This window comes from Streptomyces sp. NPDC036822 (genome assembly GCF_055609145.1).
Map to the genome: position 1 here is coordinate 193,683 of NZ_JBVJPY010000001.1, position 22,875 is coordinate 216,557.

At 69.7% G+C, this 22,875-nt stretch carries 17 protein-coding genes and 1 tRNA gene; 12 read left to right on the forward strand and 6 right to left on the reverse strand.

Features of this window, described 5'->3' with window-relative positions; translation table 11 throughout:
* Positions 1-32: 32 nt before the first annotated feature.
* Positions 33-2,717, reverse strand: a complete 2,685-nt coding sequence (gene polA / locus ACZ68P_RS00935) for a DNA polymerase I (RefSeq protein ID WP_471002354.1) — start codon at positions 2,715-2,717, stop codon at positions 33-35.
* Positions 2,718-2,893: 176 nt separating this feature from the next.
* On the opposite strand from polA, the gene ACZ68P_RS00940 reads away from it, so the two are divergent.
* From ACZ68P_RS00940 to ACZ68P_RS00980, 9 genes are all read left to right on the forward strand, one after another.
* Complete coding sequence (locus tag ACZ68P_RS00940) at positions 2,894-5,176, forward strand: FdhF/YdeP family oxidoreductase (protein ID WP_471000620.1); 2,283 nt, start codon at positions 2,894-2,896, stop codon at positions 5,174-5,176.
* A 95-nt stretch (positions 5,177-5,271) separates the two neighbouring features.
* Positions 5,272-5,775, forward strand: a complete 504-nt coding sequence (locus tag ACZ68P_RS00945; protein WP_471000623.1) for a PaaI family thioesterase — start codon at positions 5,272-5,274, stop codon at positions 5,773-5,775.
* 350 nt (positions 5,776-6,125) lie between these two features.
* Positions 6,126-7,025: a trypsin-like serine protease gene (locus ACZ68P_RS00950; protein ID WP_471000626.1), complete on the forward strand. Its 900-nt coding sequence runs from the start codon at positions 6,126-6,128 to the stop codon at positions 7,023-7,025.
* Positions 7,026-7,073: 48 nt separating this feature from the next.
* Positions 7,074-7,502 carry a hypothetical protein gene (locus tag ACZ68P_RS00955; protein ID WP_471000629.1) on the forward strand — a complete coding sequence of 143 codons (429 nt, stop codon included), beginning with the start codon at positions 7,074-7,076 and terminating at the stop codon, positions 7,500-7,502.
* A 445-nt stretch (positions 7,503-7,947) separates the two neighbouring features.
* Entirely contained in the window at positions 7,948-9,183 is a 1,236-nt protein-coding gene (locus ACZ68P_RS00960; protein ID WP_471000632.1) for a branched-chain amino acid ABC transporter substrate-binding protein, read from the forward strand.
* Between the two features lie 106 nt (positions 9,184-9,289).
* Positions 9,290-10,222, forward strand: coding sequence for a branched-chain amino acid ABC transporter permease (locus tag ACZ68P_RS00965; protein ID WP_471000635.1), 933 nt, complete (start codon positions 9,290-9,292; stop codon positions 10,220-10,222).
* Between the two features lie 5 nt (positions 10,223-10,227).
* A complete protein-coding gene (locus ACZ68P_RS00970; RefSeq protein WP_471000638.1) occupies positions 10,228-11,988 on the forward strand; it encodes a branched-chain amino acid ABC transporter permease in 1,761 nt (586 codons plus the stop codon).
* 5 nt (positions 11,989-11,993) lie between these two features.
* Entirely contained in the window at positions 11,994-13,067 is a 1,074-nt protein-coding gene (locus tag ACZ68P_RS00975) for an ABC transporter ATP-binding protein (protein ID WP_471002357.1), read from the forward strand.
* Complete coding sequence (locus tag ACZ68P_RS00980; protein ID WP_471000641.1) at positions 13,064-13,780, forward strand: ABC transporter ATP-binding protein; 717 nt, start codon at positions 13,064-13,066, stop codon at positions 13,778-13,780. The genes ACZ68P_RS00975 and ACZ68P_RS00980 overlap by 4 nt, the downstream gene beginning before the upstream one ends.
* 68 nt (positions 13,781-13,848) lie before the next feature.
* Here the strand turns inward: ACZ68P_RS00980 and ACZ68P_RS00985 are convergent, their stop codons facing one another.
* The gene (locus ACZ68P_RS00985) at positions 13,849-14,514 is read right to left on the reverse strand and encodes an ANTAR domain-containing response regulator (protein WP_365715154.1); all 666 of its coding nucleotides are present in this window, start codon (positions 14,512-14,514) and stop codon (positions 13,849-13,851) included.
* Between the two features lie 99 nt (positions 14,515-14,613).
* On the opposite strand from ACZ68P_RS00985, the gene ACZ68P_RS00990 reads away from it, so the two are divergent.
* Both ACZ68P_RS00990 and ACZ68P_RS00995 read left to right on the forward strand, forming a co-directional pair.
* Positions 14,614-14,686, forward strand: a tRNA-Leu gene (locus ACZ68P_RS00990).
* 109 nt (positions 14,687-14,795) lie between these two features.
* Positions 14,796-15,575, forward strand: coding sequence for a helix-turn-helix domain-containing protein (locus ACZ68P_RS00995; RefSeq protein ID WP_471000644.1), 780 nt, complete (start codon positions 14,796-14,798; stop codon positions 15,573-15,575).
* Positions 15,576-15,578: 3 nt separating this feature from the next.
* On the opposite strand, the gene pyk is transcribed toward ACZ68P_RS00995, so the two are convergent.
* Both pyk and ACZ68P_RS01005 read right to left on the reverse strand, forming a co-directional pair.
* Positions 15,579-17,009 carry a pyruvate kinase gene (gene pyk / locus ACZ68P_RS01000; protein ID WP_471000647.1) on the reverse strand — a complete coding sequence of 477 codons (1,431 nt, stop codon included), beginning with the start codon at positions 17,007-17,009 and terminating at the stop codon, positions 15,579-15,581.
* Between the two features lie 144 nt (positions 17,010-17,153).
* On the reverse strand, positions 17,154-17,825 hold the full coding sequence (locus ACZ68P_RS01005) for an SIMPL domain-containing protein (protein ID WP_471000650.1): 672 nt from the start codon (positions 17,823-17,825) through the stop codon (positions 17,154-17,156).
* Positions 17,826-17,962: 137 nt separating this feature from the next.
* Here ACZ68P_RS01005 and ACZ68P_RS01010 point away from each other — a divergent pair, with 137 nt between their 5' ends.
* Positions 17,963-19,759 (forward strand): bifunctional metallophosphatase/5'-nucleotidase, encoded by a 1,797-nt coding sequence (locus ACZ68P_RS01010; RefSeq protein ID WP_471000653.1) that lies wholly within the window; start codon positions 17,963-17,965, stop codon positions 19,757-19,759.
* On the opposite strand, the gene ACZ68P_RS01015 is transcribed toward ACZ68P_RS01010, so the two are convergent.
* Positions 19,756-21,171: a lysine N(6)-hydroxylase/L-ornithine N(5)-oxygenase family protein gene (locus ACZ68P_RS01015; protein ID WP_471000656.1), complete on the reverse strand. Its 1,416-nt coding sequence runs from the start codon at positions 21,169-21,171 to the stop codon at positions 19,756-19,758. The two genes, ACZ68P_RS01010 and ACZ68P_RS01015, sit on opposite strands and share 4 nt — an antisense overlap.
* The gene (locus ACZ68P_RS01020; RefSeq protein WP_471000658.1) at positions 21,168-22,565 is read right to left on the reverse strand and encodes a pyridoxal phosphate-dependent decarboxylase family protein; all 1,398 of its coding nucleotides are present in this window, start codon (positions 22,563-22,565) and stop codon (positions 21,168-21,170) included. The genes ACZ68P_RS01015 and ACZ68P_RS01020 overlap by 4 nt, the downstream gene beginning before the upstream one ends.
* Positions 22,566-22,875: the final 310 nt, after the last annotated feature.

Consider the following 22,875-nt stretch of genomic DNA (forward strand, 5'->3'; position numbering starts at 1 on the left):
ACCCGCGAGGGCGCCGGCTCCCCGCCGTACGGTCAGTGCGCCGCCGACTCCCAGTCCGGGCCGACACCCACGGAGACGTCGAGCGGGGCACGCAGGGTGACCGCCGCGGCCATCTCGCGGCGGACCAGGGTCTCCACCCGCTCGCGCTCGCCGGGGGCCAGCTCCACCACGATTTCGTCGTGGACCTGCAGGAGCATCCGGGAGGACAGGCCGGCCTCCCGCAGGGCGCGGTCGACGTTCAGCATGGCGACCTTCACGATGTCCGCCGCGGTGCCCTGGATCGGGGCGTTCAGCGCCATCCGCTCGGCGGCCTCGCGGCGCTGCCGGTTGTCGCTGTTCAGGTCCGGGAGGTAGCGCCGACGGCCGAGCATCGTCTCGGTGTAGCCCGTCGCGCGGGCCTCGTCGACGACCCGGCGCAGATAGTCGCGCACCCCGCCGAAACGCTCGAAGTACGTGTCCATCAGCGCGCGCGCCTCGCCCGCCTCGATGTTCAGCTGCTGCGAGAGGCCGAACGCCGACAGGCCGTACGCCAGGCCGTAGGACATGGCCTTGATCTTGCGCCGCATCTCGGCGTCGACGGCTGACCGCTCGACGCCGAAGACCTGCGAGGCGACCGTGGTGTGCAGGTCCTCGCCCGAGGTGAACGCCTCGATGAGCCCGGTGTCCTCGGAGAGGTGGGCCATCACCCGCAGCTCGATCTGGCTGTAGTCGGCGGTCATCAGGGCCTCGAAGCCCTCGCCGACGACGAAGCCGTGCCGGATGGCCCGGCCCTCGTCGGTCCGGACCGGCACGTTCTGCAGGTTCGGGTCGGTGGAGGACAGGCGCCCGGTCGCGGCCACCGTCTGGCTGAACGTCGTGTGGATCCGGCCGTCGGCGGCGATCGTCTTGATCAGGCCCTCGACCGTGGACCGCAGCCGGGCCTGTTCGCGGTGACGGAGCATGATCACCGGGAGCTCGTGCTCTGTCTGGCCGGCCAGCCAGGCGAGCGCGTCGGCGTCCGTCGTGTACCCGGTCTTGGTCTTCTTCGTCTTCGGCAGGTTCAGCTCGCCGAAGAAGACCTCCTGGAGCTGCTTGGGCGAGCCGAGGTTGAACTCGTGGCCCACCGAGGCGTGCGCCTCCTTCACCGCCTGCTGCACCGCACCGGCGAACTGCTGCTCCATCGCCTCCAGATGGGCACGGTCGGCGGCGATGCCGTGCCGCTCCATCCGGGCCAGCAGCAGGGACGTGGGCAGTTCCACGTCGTGGAGCAGGTCGGTGGCGCCGACCTCGCCGAGCTTGCCGGCGAACGCCTCGCCGAGGTCGAGGACGGCGCGGGCCTGCGCCATCAGGGCGTCGGCCTCGGCGTGCTCGTCGGTGCCGAAGGCCAGCTGGCCGTCGGGGGCGGCCGGGGCCAGCTCGCGGTGGAGGTACTCGACGGAGAGCGCGTCCAGGGCGAAGGAGCGGCGGCCGGGCTTGACGAGATAGGCGGCGAGCGCGGTGTCCATCGTGATGCCCTCGATGTGCCAGCCGTGCTCGGGGAAGACCCGCAGCGCGTCCTTGGCATTGTGCATCACCTTGGGGCGGGCCGGGTCGCCGAGCCAGGCCGTGAAGGCCCGCTCGTCGGCCTCGTCGAGCCGGGTGGTGTCGAACCAGGCCGCCTTGCCTCCCCCATGGCCTTCGGTGCCGGAGGTGCCTCCGGCCGCCGCGAGCGCGACCTCGCTGACGTTGCCCACGCCCAGGGCCCACGTGGCCACGGTGGCCACGCCGAGCGGCTGGTCGCCGTGCGCCTCCAGCCACGCGGCCAGCTCGCCGGTGCCCAGGACCGTGCCGTCCAGCTCGACGCCCGCGTCGGGCGCGGGGGCCTCTTCCTCCGCCGCACCGGGGTCGACCGCCAGCAGGCGCTCCCGCAGGCTGGGATTGCGGATCTCCAGGACCTCCAGGAAGCCCTTGAGCGCGGTCCGGTCGTACGGCGCGCGCTCCAGCTCCGCGACGGTGCGGGGCAGCTCGACGTCCCGGACCAGCTCGGTCAGGTGGCGGTTCAGCTTCACCGACTCCAGGTGGTCGCGCAGGGCCTGGCCGACCTTGCCCTTGACCTCGTCGGCGCGCTCCACCAGCTCGGCGAACGAACCGAACTGGTTGATCCACTTCGTGGCGGTCTTCTCCCCGACGCCCGGGATGCCGGGCAGATTGTCGGACGGGTCGCCGCGCAGGGCGGCGAAGTCCGGATACTGCGAGGGGGTCAGGCCGTACTTCTCCTGGACCTTCTCCGGGGTGAAGCGGGTCAGCTCGGAGACGCCCTTGGTGGGGTACAGCACGGTCACGTGGTCGGTGACCAGCTGGAAGGAGTCGCGGTCCCCCGTGACGATCAGCACGTCGAAACCGGCCGCCTCGGCCTGGGTGGCCAGGGTGGCGATGACGTCGTCGGCCTCGAAGCCGTCCACCGCGAACCGCTGCGCGTTCATGGTGTCGAGCAGCTCGCCGATCAGCTCGACCTGCCCCTTGAACTCGTCCGGGGTCGACGAGCGGTTCGCCTTGTACTCCGGGAAGTCGGCCGACCGCCAGGTCTTGCGGGAGACGTCGAACGCCACCGCGAAGTGCGTGGGCGCCTCGTCGCGCAGCGTGTTCGCCAGCATCGACGCGAAGCCGTAGATCGCGTTCGTCGTCTGTCCGCTCGCGGTCGTGAAGTTCTCCGCGGGCAGTGCGAAGAACGCCCGGTACGCCAGCGAGTGCCCGTCCATGAGGAGCAGGCGGGGACGGTTGTCTTGGGTCTTCTTCGATGCTGTCTCGGCCACGTACACGATCCTGCCACGGACCGCTGACAATCCCGTCCACGCCCGGTCCTGGCCGGCTCTGTCAGCGGTCCGTGACAGGATCGGAGACGTACACCCCAGGTTTCCGCTCAAGGGAGAGCGCGATGGTCAGCAAGCCGCCGGCAGGCGACCCGGTCCAGGACGCGCCGCAGGTCGCGCCGCCCCAGCACGCGGCCGCCGGACTCCCCGCCGTGGCCCATACGCTCAAGGCGGCCCACGCGCAGATGGGGGTGCGGCGCACGGCCCGGACTCTGCTCAAGGTCAACCAGAAGGACGGGTTCGACTGCCCGGGCTGCGCCTGGCCCGAGGGCGACAAGCGGCATGTGGCGGAGTTCTGCGAGAACGGCGCGAAGGCGGTCGCCGAGGAGGCGACGCTGCGCCGGGTGACGCCCGACTTCTTCGCCGCCCACCCGGTGACGGACCTGGCGACCCGCAGCGGCTACTGGCTGGGACAGCAGGGCCGCATCACCCAGCCGATGTACCTGCCGGAGGGCGCGGACCGGTACGAGGCGGTCACCTGGGAGCGGGCCTTCGCGATCATCGCCGAGGAGCTGGGGGCGCTCTCCTCCCCCGACGAGGCGCTCTTCTACACCTCGGGACGCACCAGCAACGAGGCCGCGTTCCTGCTGCAGCTCTTCGCCCGCGAGTTCGGCACGAACAATCTGCCCGACTGCTCCAACATGTGCCACGAATCGTCCGGTTCGGCGCTCAACGAGACCATAGGGATCGGCAAGGGCAGCGTCTCCCTGGAGGACCTGCACCAGGCGGACCTGATCATCGTCGCCGGGCAGAACCCCGGGACGAACCATCCGCGGATGCTCTCCGCCCTGGAGAAGGCCAAGGCGGCCGGCGCCCGGATCATCTCGGTCAATCCGCTGCCCGAGGCCGGCCTGGAGAAGTTCAGGAACCCGCAGACCCCGCAGGGCATGCTCAAGGGCGCCGCGCTCACGGATCTCTTCCTCCAGATCCGGATCGGCGGCGACCAGGCCCTCTTCCGGCTCCTCAACAAGCTGATCCTGGAGACGGAGGGCGCGGTCGACGAAGGGTTCGTGCGCGAGCACACCCACGGGTTCGAGGAGTTCGCCGCGGCCGCCCGCGCCGCCGACTGGGACGAGACGCTCGCGGCGACCGGACTGGGCCGCGACGAGATCGAGCGGGCCCTGGAGATGGTCCTCGCCTCGCGGCGGACCATCGTCTGCTGGGCGATGGGGCTCACCCAGCACAAGCACTCCGTCCCGACCATCCGCGAGGTGGTCAACCTCCTCCTGCTGCGCGGCGCGATCGGCCGGCCGGGAGCCGGCGTCTGCCCGGTCCGCGGCCACTCCAACGTCCAGGGCGACCGCACGATGGGCATCTTCGAGCGGCCGGCGCCCGCCTTCCTCGACGCCCTCGACAAGGAGTTCGGGATCGTCTCGCCGCGCCACCACGGCTTCGACGTGGTCCGGTCCATCCAGGCCCTGCGCGACGGCGAGGCGAAGGTCTTCTTCGCCATGGGCGGCAACTTCGTCGCGGCGACGCCGGACACGGAGGTCACCGAGGCCGCGATGCGCCGGGCCCGGCTCACGGTGCACGTCTCGACCAAGCTGAACCGCTCCCACGCGGTCACCGGCAGGCGGGCGCTCATCCTGCCGACGCTCGGCCGCACCGACAAGGACGTGCAGCGCGGCGGCAAGCAGTTCGTGACGGTGGAGGACTCGATGAGCCTGGTGCACGCCTCGCGCGGCAACCTGCCGCCGGCGAGCCCGCACCTCCTGTCCGAGCCGGCGATCGTGGCCCGGATGGCACGGGCGGTCCTCGGTGCCGCCTCCTCGACACCCTGGGAGGAGTTCGAGAAGGACTACGCCACCATCCGCGACCGGATCGCGCGCGTGGTGCCCGGCTTCGAGGACTTCAACGCCCGCCTCGCCGCACATCCCGGCGGCTTCGCCCTTCCGCACGCCCCGCGCGACGAGCGCCGCTTCCCCACGGCCACCGGCAAGGCCAACTTCACCGCCGCGCCCGTCGAGTACCCGAGGGTGCCGCAGGGCCGGCTGCTGCTCCAGACCCTCCGGTCGCACGACCAGTACAACACCACCATCTACGGTCTCGACGACCGCTACCGAGGCATCAAGGGCGGCCGCCGGGTCGTCCTGGTGCACCCCGAGGACGCGGCGGAGCTGGGCCTGGCCGACGGGGCGTACACGGACCTGGTCAGCGAGTGGACGGACGGCAGCGAGCGCCGGGCGCCGGGCTTCCGGGTGGTGCACTATCCGACGGCCCGGGGCTGCGCGGCGGCGTACTACCCCGAGACGAACGTCCTGGTGCCGCTGGAGTCCACCGCGGACGTCAGCAACACACCCGCGAGCAAGTCGGTCGTCGTGCGTCTGGAACAATCACCCACCGCCTAAGCGTTTGCTCAGGCACCCGGGCCGCGTCGTGGCGGCGCCGGTCGCACCACACTGAGGACGTACGACGACGTACGAAGACGAACGGAGCCGGGCCGATGGGCGAGCAGCAGCACGTGAAGTTCCCGCAGGAGGTCATCGACGAGTACGCCTCGCTCGGTGTCGACCTGCCCGCCCTCTTCTCGGCCGGGCACCTCGGCAACCGGATGGGCGTGCAGATCGTCGAGGCCTCGGCGGACAAGGTCGTCGGCACGATGCCCGTGGAGGGCAACACCCAGCCCTACGGCCTGCTGCACGGCGGCGCGTCGGCGGTGCTGGCCGAGACGCTCGGCTCGATCGGCTCCATGCTGCACGGAGGAGTCTCCAAGATCGCGGTGGGTGTGGACCTGAACTGCACGCACCACCGCGGGGCCCGCAGCGGCCTGGTCACCGGCGTCGCGACCCCCGTCCACCGCGGGCGCTCCACCGCCACCTACGAGATCGTGATCACGGACGAGCAGGACAAGCGCGTGTGCACGGCGCGCCTGACCTGCATGCTGCGCGAGGTCACCGCCAAGGACGCGGGGAACGTCCCGGACGCGGGGACGACGACGGCCGTCTGACCGCACGGGCGGGGCGGACCGAGCGGGGCGGGCACCCTGCCCGCCCCCACCCGCGGGCGGCCCGGGACCGGGCCCGGCACCACCCGCCCCGCACCCGCGGCGGCGAGAACCCCGTACCCCGCCCGGCCCCGGCCGCCCCGCACCCGCGGCGGCGAGAGCCCACACCCCGGCCGGCCGCCCCGCACCCCGGCGGCCCGGCGCCACATCCGCCCCGCCCGCCCCGCACCCCGGCGGCCCGGCTCAACATCCGCCCCGTGCGGCCCTCTTGCCCCGCAGGGTGTCAGGCGTTTCACTTGCGGCCTTCCCCCACAGGAGAAGACCCGATCCGCTCACACACCGAGGGGCTCTTCTTGACCGCCGTACGTACCACCGCCGTACGCACCACCACCGTGGCGACCGCCGTCGCCGCCGCGGCCTGCGCTGCCGTTCTCGCCACCGCGATACCGTCCTCAGCGATCAACTCGTACCACGCGACCCCCGCGCCCGAGCGCACCGAGGTCGGAGCGCTCGTCGCAACCTGGGACGACGACGCGGACCCGGGCACACCCGACCGGGTCGACTGGGTCTGCTCCGGCACGATGATCGACGCCGACACCTTCCTGACCGCCGCGCACTGCACCACCGACTGGCCGGAGAACGTGCGGTTCCACGTCTCCCTCGAACAGGACGTGCAGACCGCTCTCGACCAGGCCGCCACCCGGCACCCGGGGGACCCGGCCGCCATCGCGAAGGCCGTGGCCGTCGAGGGCACGGCGCACAACCACCCGGCCTACCCCGGCCCGGCCTCCGACACCCGCGACATCGCCGTGGTGGAGGTTTCGGCCGCCGCGATGAAGGCCCGCTGGTCCTTCACGCCCGCCGCGCTCCCGAAGGCGGACGCGCTCTCCGCGCTCGGCCCGCAGGGGCTGAACGCCACCCCGTTCGTCGTCGCCGGATACGGCACCCAGGAGGCGCGACGCGGCCCCGGCGGGCACACCCACCCCGGCGGCGGCGTCCGGCTGAAGGCGCCGGTCACCTTCAACGCGCTCAACGAGGTGTGGATCCGGCTCGCGATGACCGCCCCCCAAGGCAACGGCGGCGCCTGTTACGGCGATTCAGGCGGCCCGAACTTCGCCACGCTGGACGGCAAGCGCACGCTCGTCGCCACCACGATCACGGGCGACACGCCGTGTTACGCCACCAACGTGGTCTACCGCCTCGACGCGCCCGGCGCCCGGGACTTCCTCAAGCCCTTCACGCAACTGCCTTAGCCCGCACGGGCGTTGTGCGCGGGAGCCTGATCGCCTAGCGTGACGGCCATGGCGCCGCCGCCGCACACCCGGGCCAGGACCGCCCTGTGCGCGGTCCTGGCCTTCGGCGTGCTGACCGCCGCACCGGCCTACGCCCCGGCCCCCGCACCGCGTCAGCCGCCGGCTCCCGGCGCCCGGACGGCCGTGGCCATCTGCGTCGACCTCGTCGCGTACTGGGTGAAGGAAGCCCTGCGCGGCAGCCCGTGGGCCGGCCTCGACTGGGAGCAGAAAGGGCTCTCCAACGAGCAGCTGGTGATCCACGACGACGTGCTCGCGCTCGCCCGCGCCCAGGACCGCGCCGAGGGGCGCGAGGCCGCCCTCGCCGGGACCGACCGGGAGACCCGAAGACGGTGCGCGTCGGCGAACGGCGCGACCGGCAGCTCGGAGAACTGGAGACCGCCCCCGACGCGGAGCACACCGGAACCCTCTCCCTCGTAACACTGCGTAACGTTTCCGCAATCTTGAGGCGGAGCACGGCGCCGGACGCTTCGTCCGCTCAGATTTGAGGGCTTGTCCGCTATGCGGACACCGTCAAGGCTGGGCCGACAGGAGCAAGATCCGCTCAAGCACCTTAACGGAACTGCGCGTTCTCACTATGTGAACACCCTCCGACTGCCCGATACGCCCCTATTTGCCCCCCGCCTGCGCACCTCCTCTCCCCCTCGCGATAACAAGACAGTCACATCCTGACCTCGCCGCTCCCCACCTCCCCCACCTGCGCTTAGAGTCACCGCCAGTCACCGCGCCGCCGGGCGCGTCCACTGCACGGCCCTGCATCACCCAGTCATCCCCGTACGGCCCGGCACTCACCAACGGCACCTCTTGCCACGGCTTCACGGCACCGCCTCAGCTCGAGGGGGCCGCGCCAGGGAAAGGATTCATCGTGCGACACCGTTCCTTGCTCATCCTCACCACCGTGATCACCACGGGAGCACTCACCCTCACCGCCTGCGGTTCGCGCGACGACAAGGGCGGAAGCGACGCCAACGACAAGGGCGGCACGACGGTCGTCATCGGCGTCGACGCACCGCTCACCGGCTCGCTCTCCGCACTGGGTCAGGGCATCAAGAACTCCGTGGACCTGGCGGTGCAGACCGCCAACAAGAACAACGAGGTCCCGGGCGTCACCTTCAAGATCGAAGCCCTCGACGACCAGGCCGTCCCGGCCACCGGCAAGGCCAACGCCACCAAACTGGTCGGCATCAAGGACGTCCTCGGCGTCGTCGGCCCGCTGAACTCCGGCGTCTCGCAGTCCATGCAGGCGGACTTCGACAAGGCCAACCTCACCCAGGTCTCGCCCGCCAACACCAACCCCTCGCTCTCCCAGGGCGACAACTGGGGCAAGGGCGAGTTCAAGCGCCCCTTCAAGACGTACTTCCGCACCGCCACCACGGACGTCGTCCAGGGCAAGTTCGCCGCGAACTACCTCTTCAAGGACGCCGGCAAGAAGAAGGTCTTCGTCGTCAACGACAAGCAGACCTACGGCGCCGGCCTCGCCGCGATCTTCTCCGACGAGTTCAAGCGCCTCGGCGGCACCGTCGTCGGCACCGACTCCGTCACCGTGAAGGAGACCGACTTCTCCTCCACCGCCAACAAGATCAAGGCCTCCGGCGCCGACTCCGTCTACTTCGGCGGCCAGTACCCCGAGGGCGGCCTGCTCTCCGACCAGGTCAAGAAGGCCGGCGCCAAGATCCCCACCATGGGCGGCGACGGCATCTACGACCCCCAGTTCATCAAGGCCTCCGGCGAGGCCAACGACGGTGACCTCGCGACCTCGGTCGGCTTCCCCGTCGAGAAGCTCCCGACCGCCAAGAAGTTCATCGCCGACTACAACGCCGGCGGCTACAAGGACCCCTACGCGGCCTACGGCGGCTACTCCTACGACGCCGCCTGGTCCATCATCCAGGCCGTCAAGGCCGTCGTCGCCGACAACGGCGGCAAGCTGCCCGAAGACGCCCGCGCCAAGGTCACCGAGGCCATGTCCAAGGTCTCCTTCGAAGGCGTGACCGGCAAGGTCTCCTTCGACCAGTACGGCGACACCACCAACAAGCAGCTCACCGTCTACCAGGTCAAGAACGGCGCCTGGGCCGACGTGAAGTCCGAGACCTTCAAGGACTGACCCCCCGCACTGCCCCGCACACGCACCACCTGAACCAAGCCGCGCGAGGGCGCAAACAGCGCCCTCGCGCGGTGTCATATCCGACACGCTCATCGGAGGCCCTGCGGTGAACGAACTGCCGCAACAGCTGGCCGACGGCCTTGCCCTGGGGGCCCTTTACGGCCTCATCGCCATCGGTTACACGATGGTCTACGGCATCGTCCAGCTCATCAACTTCGCCCATGGCGAGATCTTCATGATCGGGGGCTTCGGCGCCCTCACGGCATACACGATCCTCCCCGAGGGCACCGCCCTCGTGATCGCGATCCCCGTGATGCTCATAGGCGGCGCGGTGGTCTCCGTGGCCGTCGCCACCGCCGCCGAGCGCTTCGCCTACCGCCCCCTGCGCGGCGCCCCCCGCCTCGCCCCGCTCATCACGGCGATCGGCCTGTCGATCGTGCTCCAGCAGCTCGTCTGGGGCTTCTACCCCAACGCCAAGAGCCCGGTCAGCTTCCCCGAATTCAAGGGAGGCAGCTTCGAGATCTTCGAGAACCTCGCGATCTCCCGCGCCGACGCGTTCGTCCTCGTCGCCGCCCCCGCCTGCATGCTCGCCCTCGGCCTCTTCGTCTCGAAGAGCCGCAGCGGCCGCGCCATGCAGGCCACGGCCCAGGACCCCGACACCGCGAAGCTGATGGGCATCAACACCGACCGCATCATCGTGATGGCCTTCGCCATCGGCGCGGCCTTCGCCGCCGTCGCCGCGGTCGCCGAAGGCCTCGACAAGGGCCAGATCCGCTTCGAGATGGGCTTCCTCCTCGGCCTCAAGGCCTTCACGGCCGCCGTCCTCGGAGGCATCGGCAACATCTACGGCGCCATGATCGGCGGCGTCGTCCTCGGTGTCGCCGAAACCCTCTCCATCGCCTACGTCGAGCACATCCCCGGGATGGCCCAGTTCGGCGGCGGTGCCTGGAAGGACATCTGGGTCTTCTCCCTCCTCATCCTCGTGCTCCTGTTCAGACCACAAGGTCTGCTCGGACAGCGCGCCGCGGACAGGGCGTGATCGCGATGACGACCGACCTCACCAAGACGCCGGAGACCACCGGCACCCCCGAGAAGACCGCGGCCCCCCAGACCCCCGGCCTCCTCCACTGGATCATCGCCGCCGGTGGCCTCGCCACCGTCGCGAGCACCTTCCTCGCCTGGACCTACACCACCGAATTCCCCGGCAACCTCACGGTCTCCGGCTACCCCGGCGGCCTCCAGGTCCTCACCCTCGTCGGCGGCCTCCTCGTCACGCTGTTCGCCCTCTCCGGGCTCGGCATCAAGGGCCTCCGCTGGCTGACCCCCGCCGGCTCCACCAAGGCGCTGCAGTTCCTCGCCCTCGGCGCACTCGGCACCACCTGGTACACCGTGATCGCGATCGCCGCCCAGCTCGGCGGCCTCGCCCACTGGGAGCCCGGCGCCTACGTCGCCTTCGTCGCCGTCCTGATCCCCCTCGCGGCGTTCTCCCTCAAGGACGACTCCCGCAAGCCGTCCAAGCCCAAGGAACTCCCCTCCTGGGCCGAGATCCTGATCATCGTCGCCGCCTTCGCGATCGGCATGTACGCCGTCACGTACGGCATCTCCACCGAATACCCCGAGCTCTTCCTCGGCTACCTGCTCCTCGCAGGCCTCGGCGCCGGCGCACTCAACAAGTCCGGCCTCATGGGCCGGATCTCCGCCATCGCCTCGAAGAACAAGCAGATCGCCGCCGTCGCAGCCTTCGCCGCCGCGGCCGTCTTCCCCTTCACCCAGGCCACGGACACCTTCACCGTCATCGCGGTGCAGATCCTCATCTTCGCCACCGTCGCCCTCGGCCTCAACGTCGTCGTCGGCCTGGCCGGCCTCCTCGACCTCGGATACGTCGCCTTCCTCGGCGTCGGCGCCTACACGGCCGCCCTCGTCTCCGGATCGACCGCCTCCGCGTTCGACATCCAGCTCCCGTTCTGGGTCGCCATGATCATCGGCGCCATCGCCTCCCTGATCTTCGGCGTGATCATCGGCGCCCCGACCCTCCGACTCCACGGCGACTACCTCGCCATCGTCACCCTGGGCTTCGGAGAGATCTTCCGCATCACCGTCAACAACATGGACGGCGACAACGGACCCCAGATCACCAACGGCCCCAACGGCATCCCCAACATCCCCGCCCTGAACATCTTCGGCTACGACTTCGGCGAGACCCACACCATCCTCGGCGTGGAACTCGGCTCGTACGCCAACTACTACCTGCTGATGCTCCTCGTCATGGTGTTCGTCGTCCTGGTCTTCAGCCGCGCCCAGGACTCCCGCATCGGCCGCGCCTGGGTCGCCATCCGCGAAGACGAGACCGCCGCCACCGCCATGGGCATCAACGGCTTCCGCGTCAAGCTCATCGCCTTCGCCCTCGGCGCCACCCTCGCCGGCGTCGCCGGCACCGTCCAGGCACACTTCCAGGGCACCGTCCTCCCCGAGATGTACGTGTTCGCCGGCCCCGTCGCCCCGAACTCCGCGTTCCTCCTCGCGGCCGTCATCCTCGGCGGCATGGGCACCATCCGCGGCCCGCTCCTCGGCGCGGCGCTGCTCTTCCTCATCCCCGAGAAGCTGGCCTTCCTCAAGGACTACCAGCTCCTCGCCTTCGGCCTCGCGCTCATCCTGCTGATGCGATTCCGTCCGGAGGGCCTCATCCCCAACCGGCGCGCCCAGCTCGAATACCACGAGCACGACGAGAACGCCGACAAGCTCGACGTACCGGAACAGCGGCCCCCCGCCGACCCGATCGTCGGAACCTCGAAGGCGGGTGCGTGAACGCCATGACGACGACCACCACCACGGAAACCACGGCAGCGGCCCCCACCGCCGCCACCGTCCTCGACGCCAGCGGCGTCACCATGCGCTTCGGCGGCCTCACCGCCGTACGCGGAGTCGACCTCACCGTCCGCGAAGGCGAGATCGTCGGCCTCATCGGCCCCAACGGCGCCGGCAAGACGACCTTCTTCAACTGCCTGACCGGCCTGTACATCCCCACCGAGGGAACGGTCAGCTACAAGGGCACCGTGCTGCCGCCCAAGCCGCACCTCGTCACCAAAGCCGGCATCGCCCGCACCTTCCAGAACATCCGTCTCTTCTCCAACATGACGGTCCTGGAAAACGTCCTCGTCGGCCGCCACACCCGCACCAAGGAGGGCCTCTGGTCCGCCCTGCTGCGCGGCCCCGGCTTCAAGAAGGCCGAAACCGCCTCCCGCGAGCGGGCCATGGAACTCCTCGAGTTCATCGGCCTCCAGCACAAGGCCGACCACCTCGCCCGCAACCTCCCCTACGGCGAGCAGCGCAAGCTGGAGATCGCCCGCGCACTCGCCAGCGACCCCGGCCTGCTCCTCCTCGACGAGCCCACCGCGGGCATGAACCAGAACGAGACCCGGGCCACCGAGGAACTCGTCTTCGCGATCCGCGACAAGGGCATCGCCGTCCTCGTCATCGAGCACGACATGAAGTTCATCTTCAACCTGTGCGACCGGGTCGCCGTCCTCGTCCAGGGCGAAAAGCTCGTCGAAGGCACCTCCGACGTCGTCCAGGGCGACGAGCGCGTCGTGGCCGCCTACCTCGGCACGCCGTACGAAGGCGCACCCGGCGCGGACGAGGTCGCCGAGGTCGAAGCGGCCGAAGCCCACGCCGAGGCCGACACCTCCCACACCTCCCACACGGAGACCGCGGAGCCGGCCGACGCCGACGACGCCCCGGCGGCCGACGCCCCCGAAAGCCCCGAGGCACCCGAAGCCCCCCAGGCCCAGGACACCCCGAAGGCCGACACACCGGCCGACGAGGCCGCCCCCGAGGCACCCGCGACCAAGGACGCGGACAGCACCACCGAAGGAGACACCAAGTGACCGCACTCCTCGAGGTCGAGGACCTCAGGGTCGCCTACGGCAAGATCGAGGCCGTCAAGGGCATCTCCTTCTCCGTCGAAGCCGGCCAGGTCGTCTCCCTCATCGGCACCAACGGCGCGGGCAAGACCACCACCCTCCGCACCCTCTCCGGACTGATCAAGCCCGCCAGCGGAAAGATCACCTTCGACGGCCAGGTGCTCAACGGCATCCCCGCCCACAAGGTCGTCTCCCTCGGCATGGCCCACTCCCCCGAGGGCCGGCACATCTTCCCCAAGCTCACCATCGCCGAAAACCTCCAGCTCGGCGCCTTCCTCCGCAAGGACAAGGACGGCATCGAGCGGGACGTCCAGCGCGCCTACGACCTCTTCCCCATCCTGGGCGAACGTCGCAAGCAGGCCGCGGGCACCCTCTCCGGCGGCGAACAGCAGATGCTCGCCATGGGCAGGGCCCTCATGTCCCAGCCCAAACTGCTCATGCTCGACGAGCCCTCCATGGGCCTCTCCCCGATCATGATGCAGAAGATCATGGAAACCATCGCCACCCTCAAAGCCGAGGGCATGACGATCCTGCTCATCGAGCAGAACGCCCAGGCCGCCCTCTCCCTGGCGGACTACGGCTACGTCCTCGAAGTCGGCACGATCAAACTGTCCGGCACCGGCCAGGACCTCCTCCACGACGACGAGGTCCGCAAGACCTACCTCGGCGAGGACTAGTCCCACACGAACGGAAGGCCCGCCCCACAACGTTGTGGGGCGGGCCTTCTCACGTACGGACGGCGCTCCTACTGGCCCTGCTGGCCCTTCGCCGCCTTCTTCTCCTCGGCATCCTCGATGACCGCCTCGGCCACCTGCTGCATCGACATACGGCGATCCATGGACGTCTTCTGGATCCACCGGAACGCCGCCGGCTCCGACAGCCCGTACTGCGTCTGCAGCACGCTCTTCGCCCGGTCCACCAGCTTCCGCGTCTCCAGACGCTGCGAGAGGTCCGCGACCTCCTTCTCCAGCGCCCGCAGCTCCGCGAAACGGGACACCGCCATCTCGATCGCCGGCACCACATCACTCTTGCTGAACGGCTTCACGAGGTACGCCATCGCCCCGGCGTCCCTCGCCCGCTCCACCAGGTCCCGCTGCGAGAACGCGGTCAGCATGAGAACCGGCGCGATCGACTCACCGGCGATCTTCTCGGCGGCCGAGATCCCGTCGAGCACCGGCATCTTCACGTCCAGGATCACCAGGTCGGGCCGGTGCTCCCGGGCCAGCTCGACGGCCCGGGCACCGTCGCCGGCCTCGCCGACGACCGTGTAGCCCTCTTCTTCGAGCATCTCTTTGAGGTCGAGGCGGATGAGGGCCTCGTCCTCGGCGATGACGACACGGGTCGTCAGCGGCGGGACGTGCGACGCGTCGTCATCGTCGGCGGCGGGCTGGGGCGACTCGGGGGCGGTCACGGGGGCTCCTCGTTGCGGGGCAGGTACTGCTACATGAGCCTACCTAGGTCCTGTATGTTTGAGACACAGCAGGTTGCCAATGACCTTCGTTTCGAAGGGGCCCCGGTAGCCCAGCGGCAGAGGCGATGGTCTCAAACACCATATAGCGTGGGTTCGAATCCCACCCGGGGCACTCCCCCTTCGATTCCAAGGATTCGCAGGGTGTTGGCGATCTTCACTCGTCGCAGTGAACGTCTCTTCGATTCCATTCGGACGAATGTCAACCCGGCCAGACTGCCGGCATGAATCAGCACAACCCTTCGATTCGCGACGAAGCGCTCGATCTTCTGCGCCAGGGTCTGCCCAACAGGACGGTGGCCGAGCGTCTGAATGTGCCGCGCGGCACTGTCGGTTGGTGGCTCTCGGAGGAGCGCCGGAAGAGCGGCGTCCGGTTCGAACGCCCTACGGACTGCCCCATCTGTACGAACCGGACGTTCGACGCACCCGCGTACGCATACCTTCTGGGGCTGTATCTCGGCGACGGGCACATCATCTCGAAGCGCAAGCAGCACCATTTGTCGATCTTCTGCACCGCCTCCTGGCCGGCATTGATCGACGCTGCCGAAGCGGCGATGCGCAGAGTGATGGCCATGCCAAGGGTCGGTCGGCGAATCAGGCAGGGCTGCGCCGAGGTGAAGTCGTACACAAAGCACTGGAAGTGCATGTTCCCGCAACACGGCCCCGGCAAGAAGCACGAGCGTAGGATCGCCCTAGAGCCGTGGCAGCAGGAGATCGTCGACGCTCACCCCTGGGAGTTCCTTCGCGGGCTCATCCACTCCGACGGCTGCCGGATCACCAACTGGACCACCCGTGTCGTCGGCGGGGAGCGCAAGCGGTACGAGTACCCCCGCTACTTCTTCACCAACGTCTCGGACGACATCCGGCAGCTCTACACCGACACACTCGACCGGCTCGGCATCGAGTGGACGCCTTGCACCCGGAACGGGAAGCCGTACAACATCTCCGTCGCCCGCAAAGCCTCCGTCGCGCTCATGGACCTGCACGTCGGTCCCAAGTCCTGAGCCTCAGTTCGTCAGCGGGTCGCCGATGTGGTGCACGCGGACCAGGTTCGTGGAGCCGGCCACTCCGGGCGGGGAGCCGGCCGTGATGACGACGATGTCGCCCTTCCGGCAGCGGCCGATGCGCAGGAGTTCCTCGTCGACCTGGGCCACCATCGCGTCGGTGGAGTCGACGTGCGGGCCGAGGAAGGTCTCGACGCCCCAGGTGAGGTTGAGCTGGGAGCGGGTGGCCGGGTCCGGGGTGAAGGCCAGGAGCGGGATGGGTGAGCGGTAGCGGGAGAGGCGTTTGACGGTGTCGCCGGACTGGGTGAAGGCGACGAGGAGTTTGGCGCCGAGGAAGTCGCCCATTTCGGCGGCGGCGCGGGCGACGGCGCCGGCCTGGGTGCGGGGCTTGTTGCGTTCGGTCAGCGGGGGCAGGCCCTTGGCGAGGACGTCTTCTTCGGCGGCCTCGATGATGCGGCTCATGGTCTTGACGGTTTCGATGGGGTATTTGCCGACGCTGGTCTCGCCGGAGAGCATGACGGCGTCGGTGCCGTCGATGACGGCGTTGGCGACGTCGCTGGCTTCGGCGCGGGTGGGTCGGGAGTTGTCGATCATCGAGTCGAGCATCTGGGTGGCGACGATGACCGGTTTGGCGTTGCGCTTGGCGAGTTTGACGGCTCGCTTCTGGACGATGGGGACTTGTTCGAGGGGCATTTCGACGCCGAGGTCGCCGCGGGCGACCATGATGCCGTCGAAGGCGGCGACGATGTCGTCGATGTTGTCGACGGCCTGGGGTTTTTCGATCTTGGCGATGACGGGGAGGCGGCGGCCTTCCTCGTCCATGATGCGGTGGACGTCCTCGATGTCGCGTCCGCTGCGGACGAAGGAGAGGGCGATGACGTCGGCGCCGGTGCGCAGGGCCCAGCGGAGGTCGTCGATGTCCTTTTCGGAGAGGGCGGGTACGGAGACGGCGACTCCGGGGAGGTTGAGTCCTTTGTGGTCGGAGACCATGCCGCCTTCGATGACGCGGGTGTGGACGCGGGGGCCGTCGACGGAGGTGACTTCGAGGGTGACGCGGCCGTCGTCGACGAGGATGCGTTCGCCGGTGGTGACGTCGGTGGCGAGGCCGTCGTAGGTGGTGCCGCAGGTGTGGCGGTCGCCTTCGATGTGTTCGACGGTGATGGTGAAGTCGTCGCCGCGTTCAAGGAGTACGGGGCCTTCGTGGAAGCGGCCGAGGCGGATCTTCGGGCCTTGAAGGTCGGCGAGGACTCCGATGCTGCGGCCGGTTTCGTCGGAGGCTTTGCGTACGCGGTGGTATCGCTCCTCGTGCTCGGCGTAGGTGCCGTGGCTGAGGTTGAGGCGGGCTACGTCCATTCCGGCTTCGACCAGTGCCTTGATCTGGTCGTATGTGTCGGTGGCGGGGCCCAGGGTGCAGACGATTTTCGCTCGGCGCATGGGTCGAGCCTAGGGCTTACCGATGGGTAGGGCAGGGGCCCGGCATGACTGTTCAACAACCTTTGCGTGAAAGGTTATTGACAAGACTTGAATCTGTGCGGGGCGGTGCTCCGATGAGCGCTTTCGGGGGTTGGTGGGGGTGTGTCAGAGGGTGGGGGGGTGCATGGTGAAGCGGGCTGTCACTTCGGCGGTGACGGTCTGTCGTGGGGGTTCGAGGTCCAGGGGTGCGGGTTCGTCGGTGGTGGCGGCGGCGAAGGCCATGCGTGGGGTGCGGAGGGTGCCGGGTGGGGGGAGGAGTCCGGTGTCGGTGAGTTCGAGGAGGGCGGAGAGGGTGGTGCCGAGGGCGGCGGTGTATTCGTGGGCTCGGTCGAGCGCTTCTCGTACCGCTTGTCGGCGGGCTTGGGCGTGTGCGGGGTTGTCGGGGCGGAGTGTCCACCAGGGGCCGTCGACGCGGGTCATGTCGAGGTCGGCGAGGCGGGTGGTGAGTTCGCCGAGGGCGGTGAAGTCGTTGAGTTCGGCGGTGAGTCGTACGTGGCCTTGGTAGGACCGGACGCGTTCGCCCTTGCCGCGTTTGGCCATGTCCGGTGCGAGGGAGAAGGCTCCGGTTTCCAGCCGTTCGACGGCGTCTCCGTAGGTGGTGAGGAGGTCGAGGGTTCGGGCGTTGCGGCGGGTGAGGGAGGTGAGTGCTTCGGTTCGATCGGTGGCGCGTGCGGTGAGGGTGATGTGGATGCGGGCGAGGTCGGGGGCGACTTCGAGGTGTGCTTCGCCGCGGACGGTCAGGTGGGGGGCGCCGGGGGTGGGGGTGTCGGTGGTCATGGCGGGTTCCTTCGTCGGGCGAACGAGGGGTGCGGTCCCGAACACTTTCCCACTCCGTAACCGGAAAGGTCTGTTGCCTGGGTGGCGTCTGAGCCAGAATCTACGCGCGTTGTGCGCCACTGGACCAAGGAGAACACATGCCGCTGAACCGCCGGACGTTCCTGGAGAGCTCCGTTGCCGTCGGAGCAGGAGCCGCCGTCACCGCGGGGGCCGTCGCGCCCGCGCAGGCCCATGGGCGTCCGCCCACGTCGGCGAAGCGGTACTCGTTCACCGTGATGGGTACGACGGACCTGCATGGGAACGTCTTCAACTGGGACTACTTCACGGACAGGGAGTTCGACGACAAGGCGCACAACGATGTGGGTCTCGCGAAGATCTCGACTCTGGTGGACCAGGTGCGGGAGGCGAAGGGGCGGCACAACACGCTGCTGATCGACGCCGGCGACACGATTCAGGGCACGCAGCTCTCGTACTACTACGCCAAGGTGGATCCGATCACGGCGCGGCGTGGTCCGGTGCATCCGATGGCGCAGGCGATGAACGCGATCGGCTATGACGCGGCGGCGCTGGGCAATCACGAGTTCAATTACGGCATTCCGGTGCTGCGGAAGTTCGAGGAGCAGTGTGATTTTCCGCTGCTGGGTGCCAATGCGCTGGACGCGAGGACGTTGCGTCCGGCGTTTCCGCCGTACAGCATGCACCGGTTGCGTACGCCGCACGGCCGGGATGTCCGTGTGGCGGTGCTGGGTCTGACCAATCCGGGGATCGCGATCTGGGACAAGGCGAACGTGACCGGGAAGATGGTGTTTCCGGGTCTTGAGGAGCAGGCGGCGAAGTGGGTGCCGCGGCTGCGTTCGATGGGTGCGGATGTGGTGGTGGTGTCGGCGCACAGTGGGTCGAGTGGTACGTCGTCGTACGGTGATCAGCTTCCGCATGTGGAGAACGCGGCGGGTCTGGTCGCCGAGCAGGTGCCGGGGATCGACGCGATCCTGGTCGGGCATGCGCACACCGAGATCCCGGAGTACCGGGTGCGGAACAAGGAGACGGGGCGGGATGTGGTCCTGTCGGAGCCGCTCAAGTGGGGGCAGCGGCTGACGCTGTTCGACTTCGACCTGGTGTGGAGCCGGGGTCGCTGGACGGTGGAGAAGGTGGCGGCGCAGGTTCTGAACTCGAACACGGTGGCGGAGGACCCGAAGATCACGGGGTTGCTCGTGGACGAGCACGAGAAGGTCGTGGCGTATGTGAATCAGGTGATCGGTACGTCGACGGCTGCGATGGCGACGGCGGATGCGCCGTGGAAGGACGAGCCGATCATCGATCTGATCAATCACGTGCAGGCGGAGACGGTGAGGGGTGCGCTGGCGGGTGGGGCGTATGCGGCTCTGCCGGTGCTGTCGCAGGCGTCGTGTTTCTCGCGTACGGCGGCGATTCCGGCTGGTGAGGTCACGATCAGGGATGCGGCCGGGTTGTACCCGTTCGAGAACACGTTGGAGGCGCGGCTGCTGACGGGCGCGCAGCTGAAGGACTACCTGGAGTTCTCGGCGCGGTATTACGTCCAGACCGCGGCGGGGGTGCCGGTCGACACGTCGAAGCTGACGAACGCGGGCGGGATACCGGATTACAACTACGACGCGGTGTACGGGCTGACGTATGAGATCGACATCGCGAAGCCGGCCGGTTCGCGGATCGTGGCGTTGTCGTTCGAGGGGCGGCCGGTCGATCCGGCGGCGCGGTTCGTGTTGGCCGTGAACAACTACCGGGCGAGCGGTGGTGGCGCGTTTCCGCATGTGGCGGGGGCGGAGCAGGTGTGGGCGAACTCGGATGAGATCCGTAACACGATCATTCAGTGGGTGACGGCGAAGGGGACGGTCGACCCGGGGCAGTTCGCCTCGGTGGGGTGGAAGCTGACCCGGGACGGTGTGCCGGTCTTCTAGCGCAGTGGTGTGAGGGGCGTCAGCTTCTGGCCTTGGGCCGGGATGCGTGGCGCCTCTTGCCGTTCCAGGCCGAAGCTGGTGAAGGCGGTGCGGCGTGGGAGGGGGTAGGGCTCTTCGCCGGTGAGGTTGTTGAGGATGGTGGCGCTGCGCCAGGCGGCGAGTCCGAGGTCGGGGGCGCCGACGCCGTGGGTGTGTTTTTCGGCGTTCTGTACGTAGACGGAGCCGGTGACGGATGTGTCGAGGACGAGTCGGAAGGCGTGGTCGATGTGGGCGCGGCCGGCGGAGTCGTGGCGGAGGTAGGGGTCGAGTCCGGCGAGCATGCGGTCGAGGGGTCGTTCGCGGTAGCCGGTGGCGAGGATGACGGCGTCGGTGGTGAGGCGGGAGCGGGTGGCTTGTTGGGTGTGTTCGAGGTGGAGTTCGATCTTGGTGGTGGCGACGCGGCCGGCGGTGCGGACGCGGACGCCGGGGGTGAGGACGGCGTCGGGCCAGCCGCCGTGGAGGGTGCGGCGGTAGAGCTCGTCGTGGATGGCGGCGATGGTGTCGGCGTCGATGCCTTTGTGGAGTTGCCATTGGCGGGGGACGAGGTCGTTGCGGACGGGTTCGGGGAGGCCGTGGAAGTAGCGGGTGTAGTCGGGGGTGAAGTGTTCGAGGCCGAGTTTGCTGTATTCCATGGGTGCGAAGGCCTCGGTGCGTGCCAGCCAGTGGATCTTCTCGGCTCCGGTGGGGCGGGCGCGGAGGAGGTCGAGGAAGATTTCGGCGCCGGACTGGCCGGAGCCGATGACGGTGACGTGTTCGGCGGTGAGGAGTCGTTCGCGGTGGTGGAGGTAGTCGGCGGAGTGGATGACGGGGACGCCGGGGGCGTCGGCGAGGGGTCTGAGGGGTTCGGGGATGTAGGGCTCGGTGCCGACGCCGAGGGCGATGTGGCGGGCGTAGGCGCGGCCTAGGGCTTCGGCTTCGCCGTCGGTGTCGAGTTGGGTGTAGTCGATTTCGAAGAGGGCGCGTTCGGGGTTCCAGCGGACGGCGTCGACGTGGTGGCCGAAGTGGAGTCCGGGGAGTTGGGTGGAGACCCAGCGGCAGTAGGCGTCGTATTCGGCGCGTTGGATGTGGAATTTCTCGGCGAAGTAGAAGGGGAAGAGCCGCTCTCGGGTGCGGAGGTAGTTGAGGAAGGTCCAGGGGCTGGCGGGGTCGGCGAGGGTGACGAGGTCGGCGAGGAAGGGGACTTGGAGGGTGGCGCCTTCGAGGAGGAGGCCGGGGTGCCAGTGGAAGGCGGGGTTCTGGTCGTAGAAGGCGGTGGAGAGTCGGCCGGGGATGCCGTGGGCGAGGGCGGCGAGGGAGAGGTTGAAGGGGCCGATGCCGATGCCCACCAGGTCGTGGGGGTGGTCGAGGTCGTGGTGTGGGGTGGTGCCGGTCATCGGTCGGTGCTGCCTTCCACGAGGGTGAGGAGTGCTTCGAGGTCGCGGGGGGTGGCGTGGGGGTTGAGGAGGGTGGCCTTGAGCCAGAGTCGGCCGTCGGCGCGGGCGCGGCCGAGGACGGCGCGGCCTTGGGTGAGCAGGGTTCGTCGGATGGTGGCGACGGTGGTGTCGGGGGCGTGGCGGGGGCGGAAGAGGACGGTGGTGAGGGTGGGGCGTTCGTGGAGTTCGAGGTCGGGGTTCTTCTCGATGAGGTCGGCGAGGTGGTGGGCGAGGGTGCAGCACTGGTCGACGAGGGTGCCGAGGCCGGTGCGGCCGAGGGCGCGGAGGACGACGGCGATTTTCAGGACGTCGGGGCGGCGGGTGGTGCGGGGGGAGCGTCCGAGGAGGTCGGGCAGGCCGGCTTCGGTGTCGTCGTCGGCGTTGAGGTAGTCGGCGGTGTGGGTGAGGGGGGTGAGGTCGGCGGTGTCGCGTACGGCGAGGATTCCGGCGGCGGCGGGTAGCCAGCCCAGTTTGTGCAGGTCGAGGGTGACGGTGTGGGCGCGGTCGAGGCCGGCGAGGAGGGGGCGGTGGGTGGGGCTGAAGAGGGCGGGGCCTCCGTAGGCGGCGTCGATGTGGAGGTCGGCGCCGTGGGTGTGGCAGAGGTCGGCGATCTCGGGGAGGGGGTCGATGCGGCCGGTGTCGGTGGTGCCGGCGGTGGCGGCGACGAGGAGGGGGCCGTGGAGGCCGGCCACTGTCTCGTGGAGGGCGGCGGGGTCGAGGGTGCCGCGGGGGGTGGGGACGGTGACGGGTTCGGGGAGGCCGAGGAGCCAGGCGGCGCGGCGGAAGGAGTGGTGGGCGGCGGCGCCGACGACGGTCTGGAGGGGGTGGGGGCGGTGGCGTTCGCGGGCGAGGAGCAGGGCGAGTTGGTTGGATTCGGTGCCGCCGGTGGTGACGAGGGCGTCGGGGCGGGGGGCGCGGGGGTACACCTCGGTGGCGAGGGCGTGGGTGACGAGGTCTTCGAGGGCGGAGGCGGCGGGGGCCTGGTCCCAGGAGTCCATGGAGGGGTTGAGCGCGGAGGCGGCGAGGTCGGCGGCGGCGGCGAGCGCGAGGGGTGGGGTGTGGAGGTGGGCGGCGCAGTGGGGGTGGGCGGGGTCGGCGGCGCCTTCGGTGAGGGCGCGGGTGAGGGTGTGGAGTGCGTGGTGGGGGTCGGTGCCGGTGTCGGGGAGGGCGTCGCCGAGTGCGTGCCGGAGGCGGCTGGTGACCGCGTCGGGTCCGCCGGCGGGTAGGGGGCCGCCGCGGTGGGTGGCTCCTTCGCGCAGGGCGTCGAGGACGGTGTCGAGGAGCGGGCGCAGGGCGTCGGGGCCGGTCTCGCCTCCGGCCAGGGGCGGGATCGTCGGGGAGGGCGCGGCACGCATGGCACGAGCTTGCCGGGGGTTCCGGGGGTTTGTCCGGTGAGCGTGGGCATGCAACCCGAACGGGGGACGGCGCGCTCGGCGCGGGCGCGCGCCGGGGGCCGGTGGATGGCGCGCCTGGGGTGGTCCGGGGGCCGGTGGATGGCGCGCCTGGGGTGGTCCGGGGGCCGGTGGATGCCCCCCCCTCTCGGGTGGTTCGGGGGTCGCGGGCCGGTGGGTGCCCCGCCTCCGGTGGTCCGGGGGCGGGGCGAGCCGTCAGGATGCCGGTGGTCCTGGGGCGGGGCGTTGCGTTGCCGGTGGTCCGGGGCGGGGG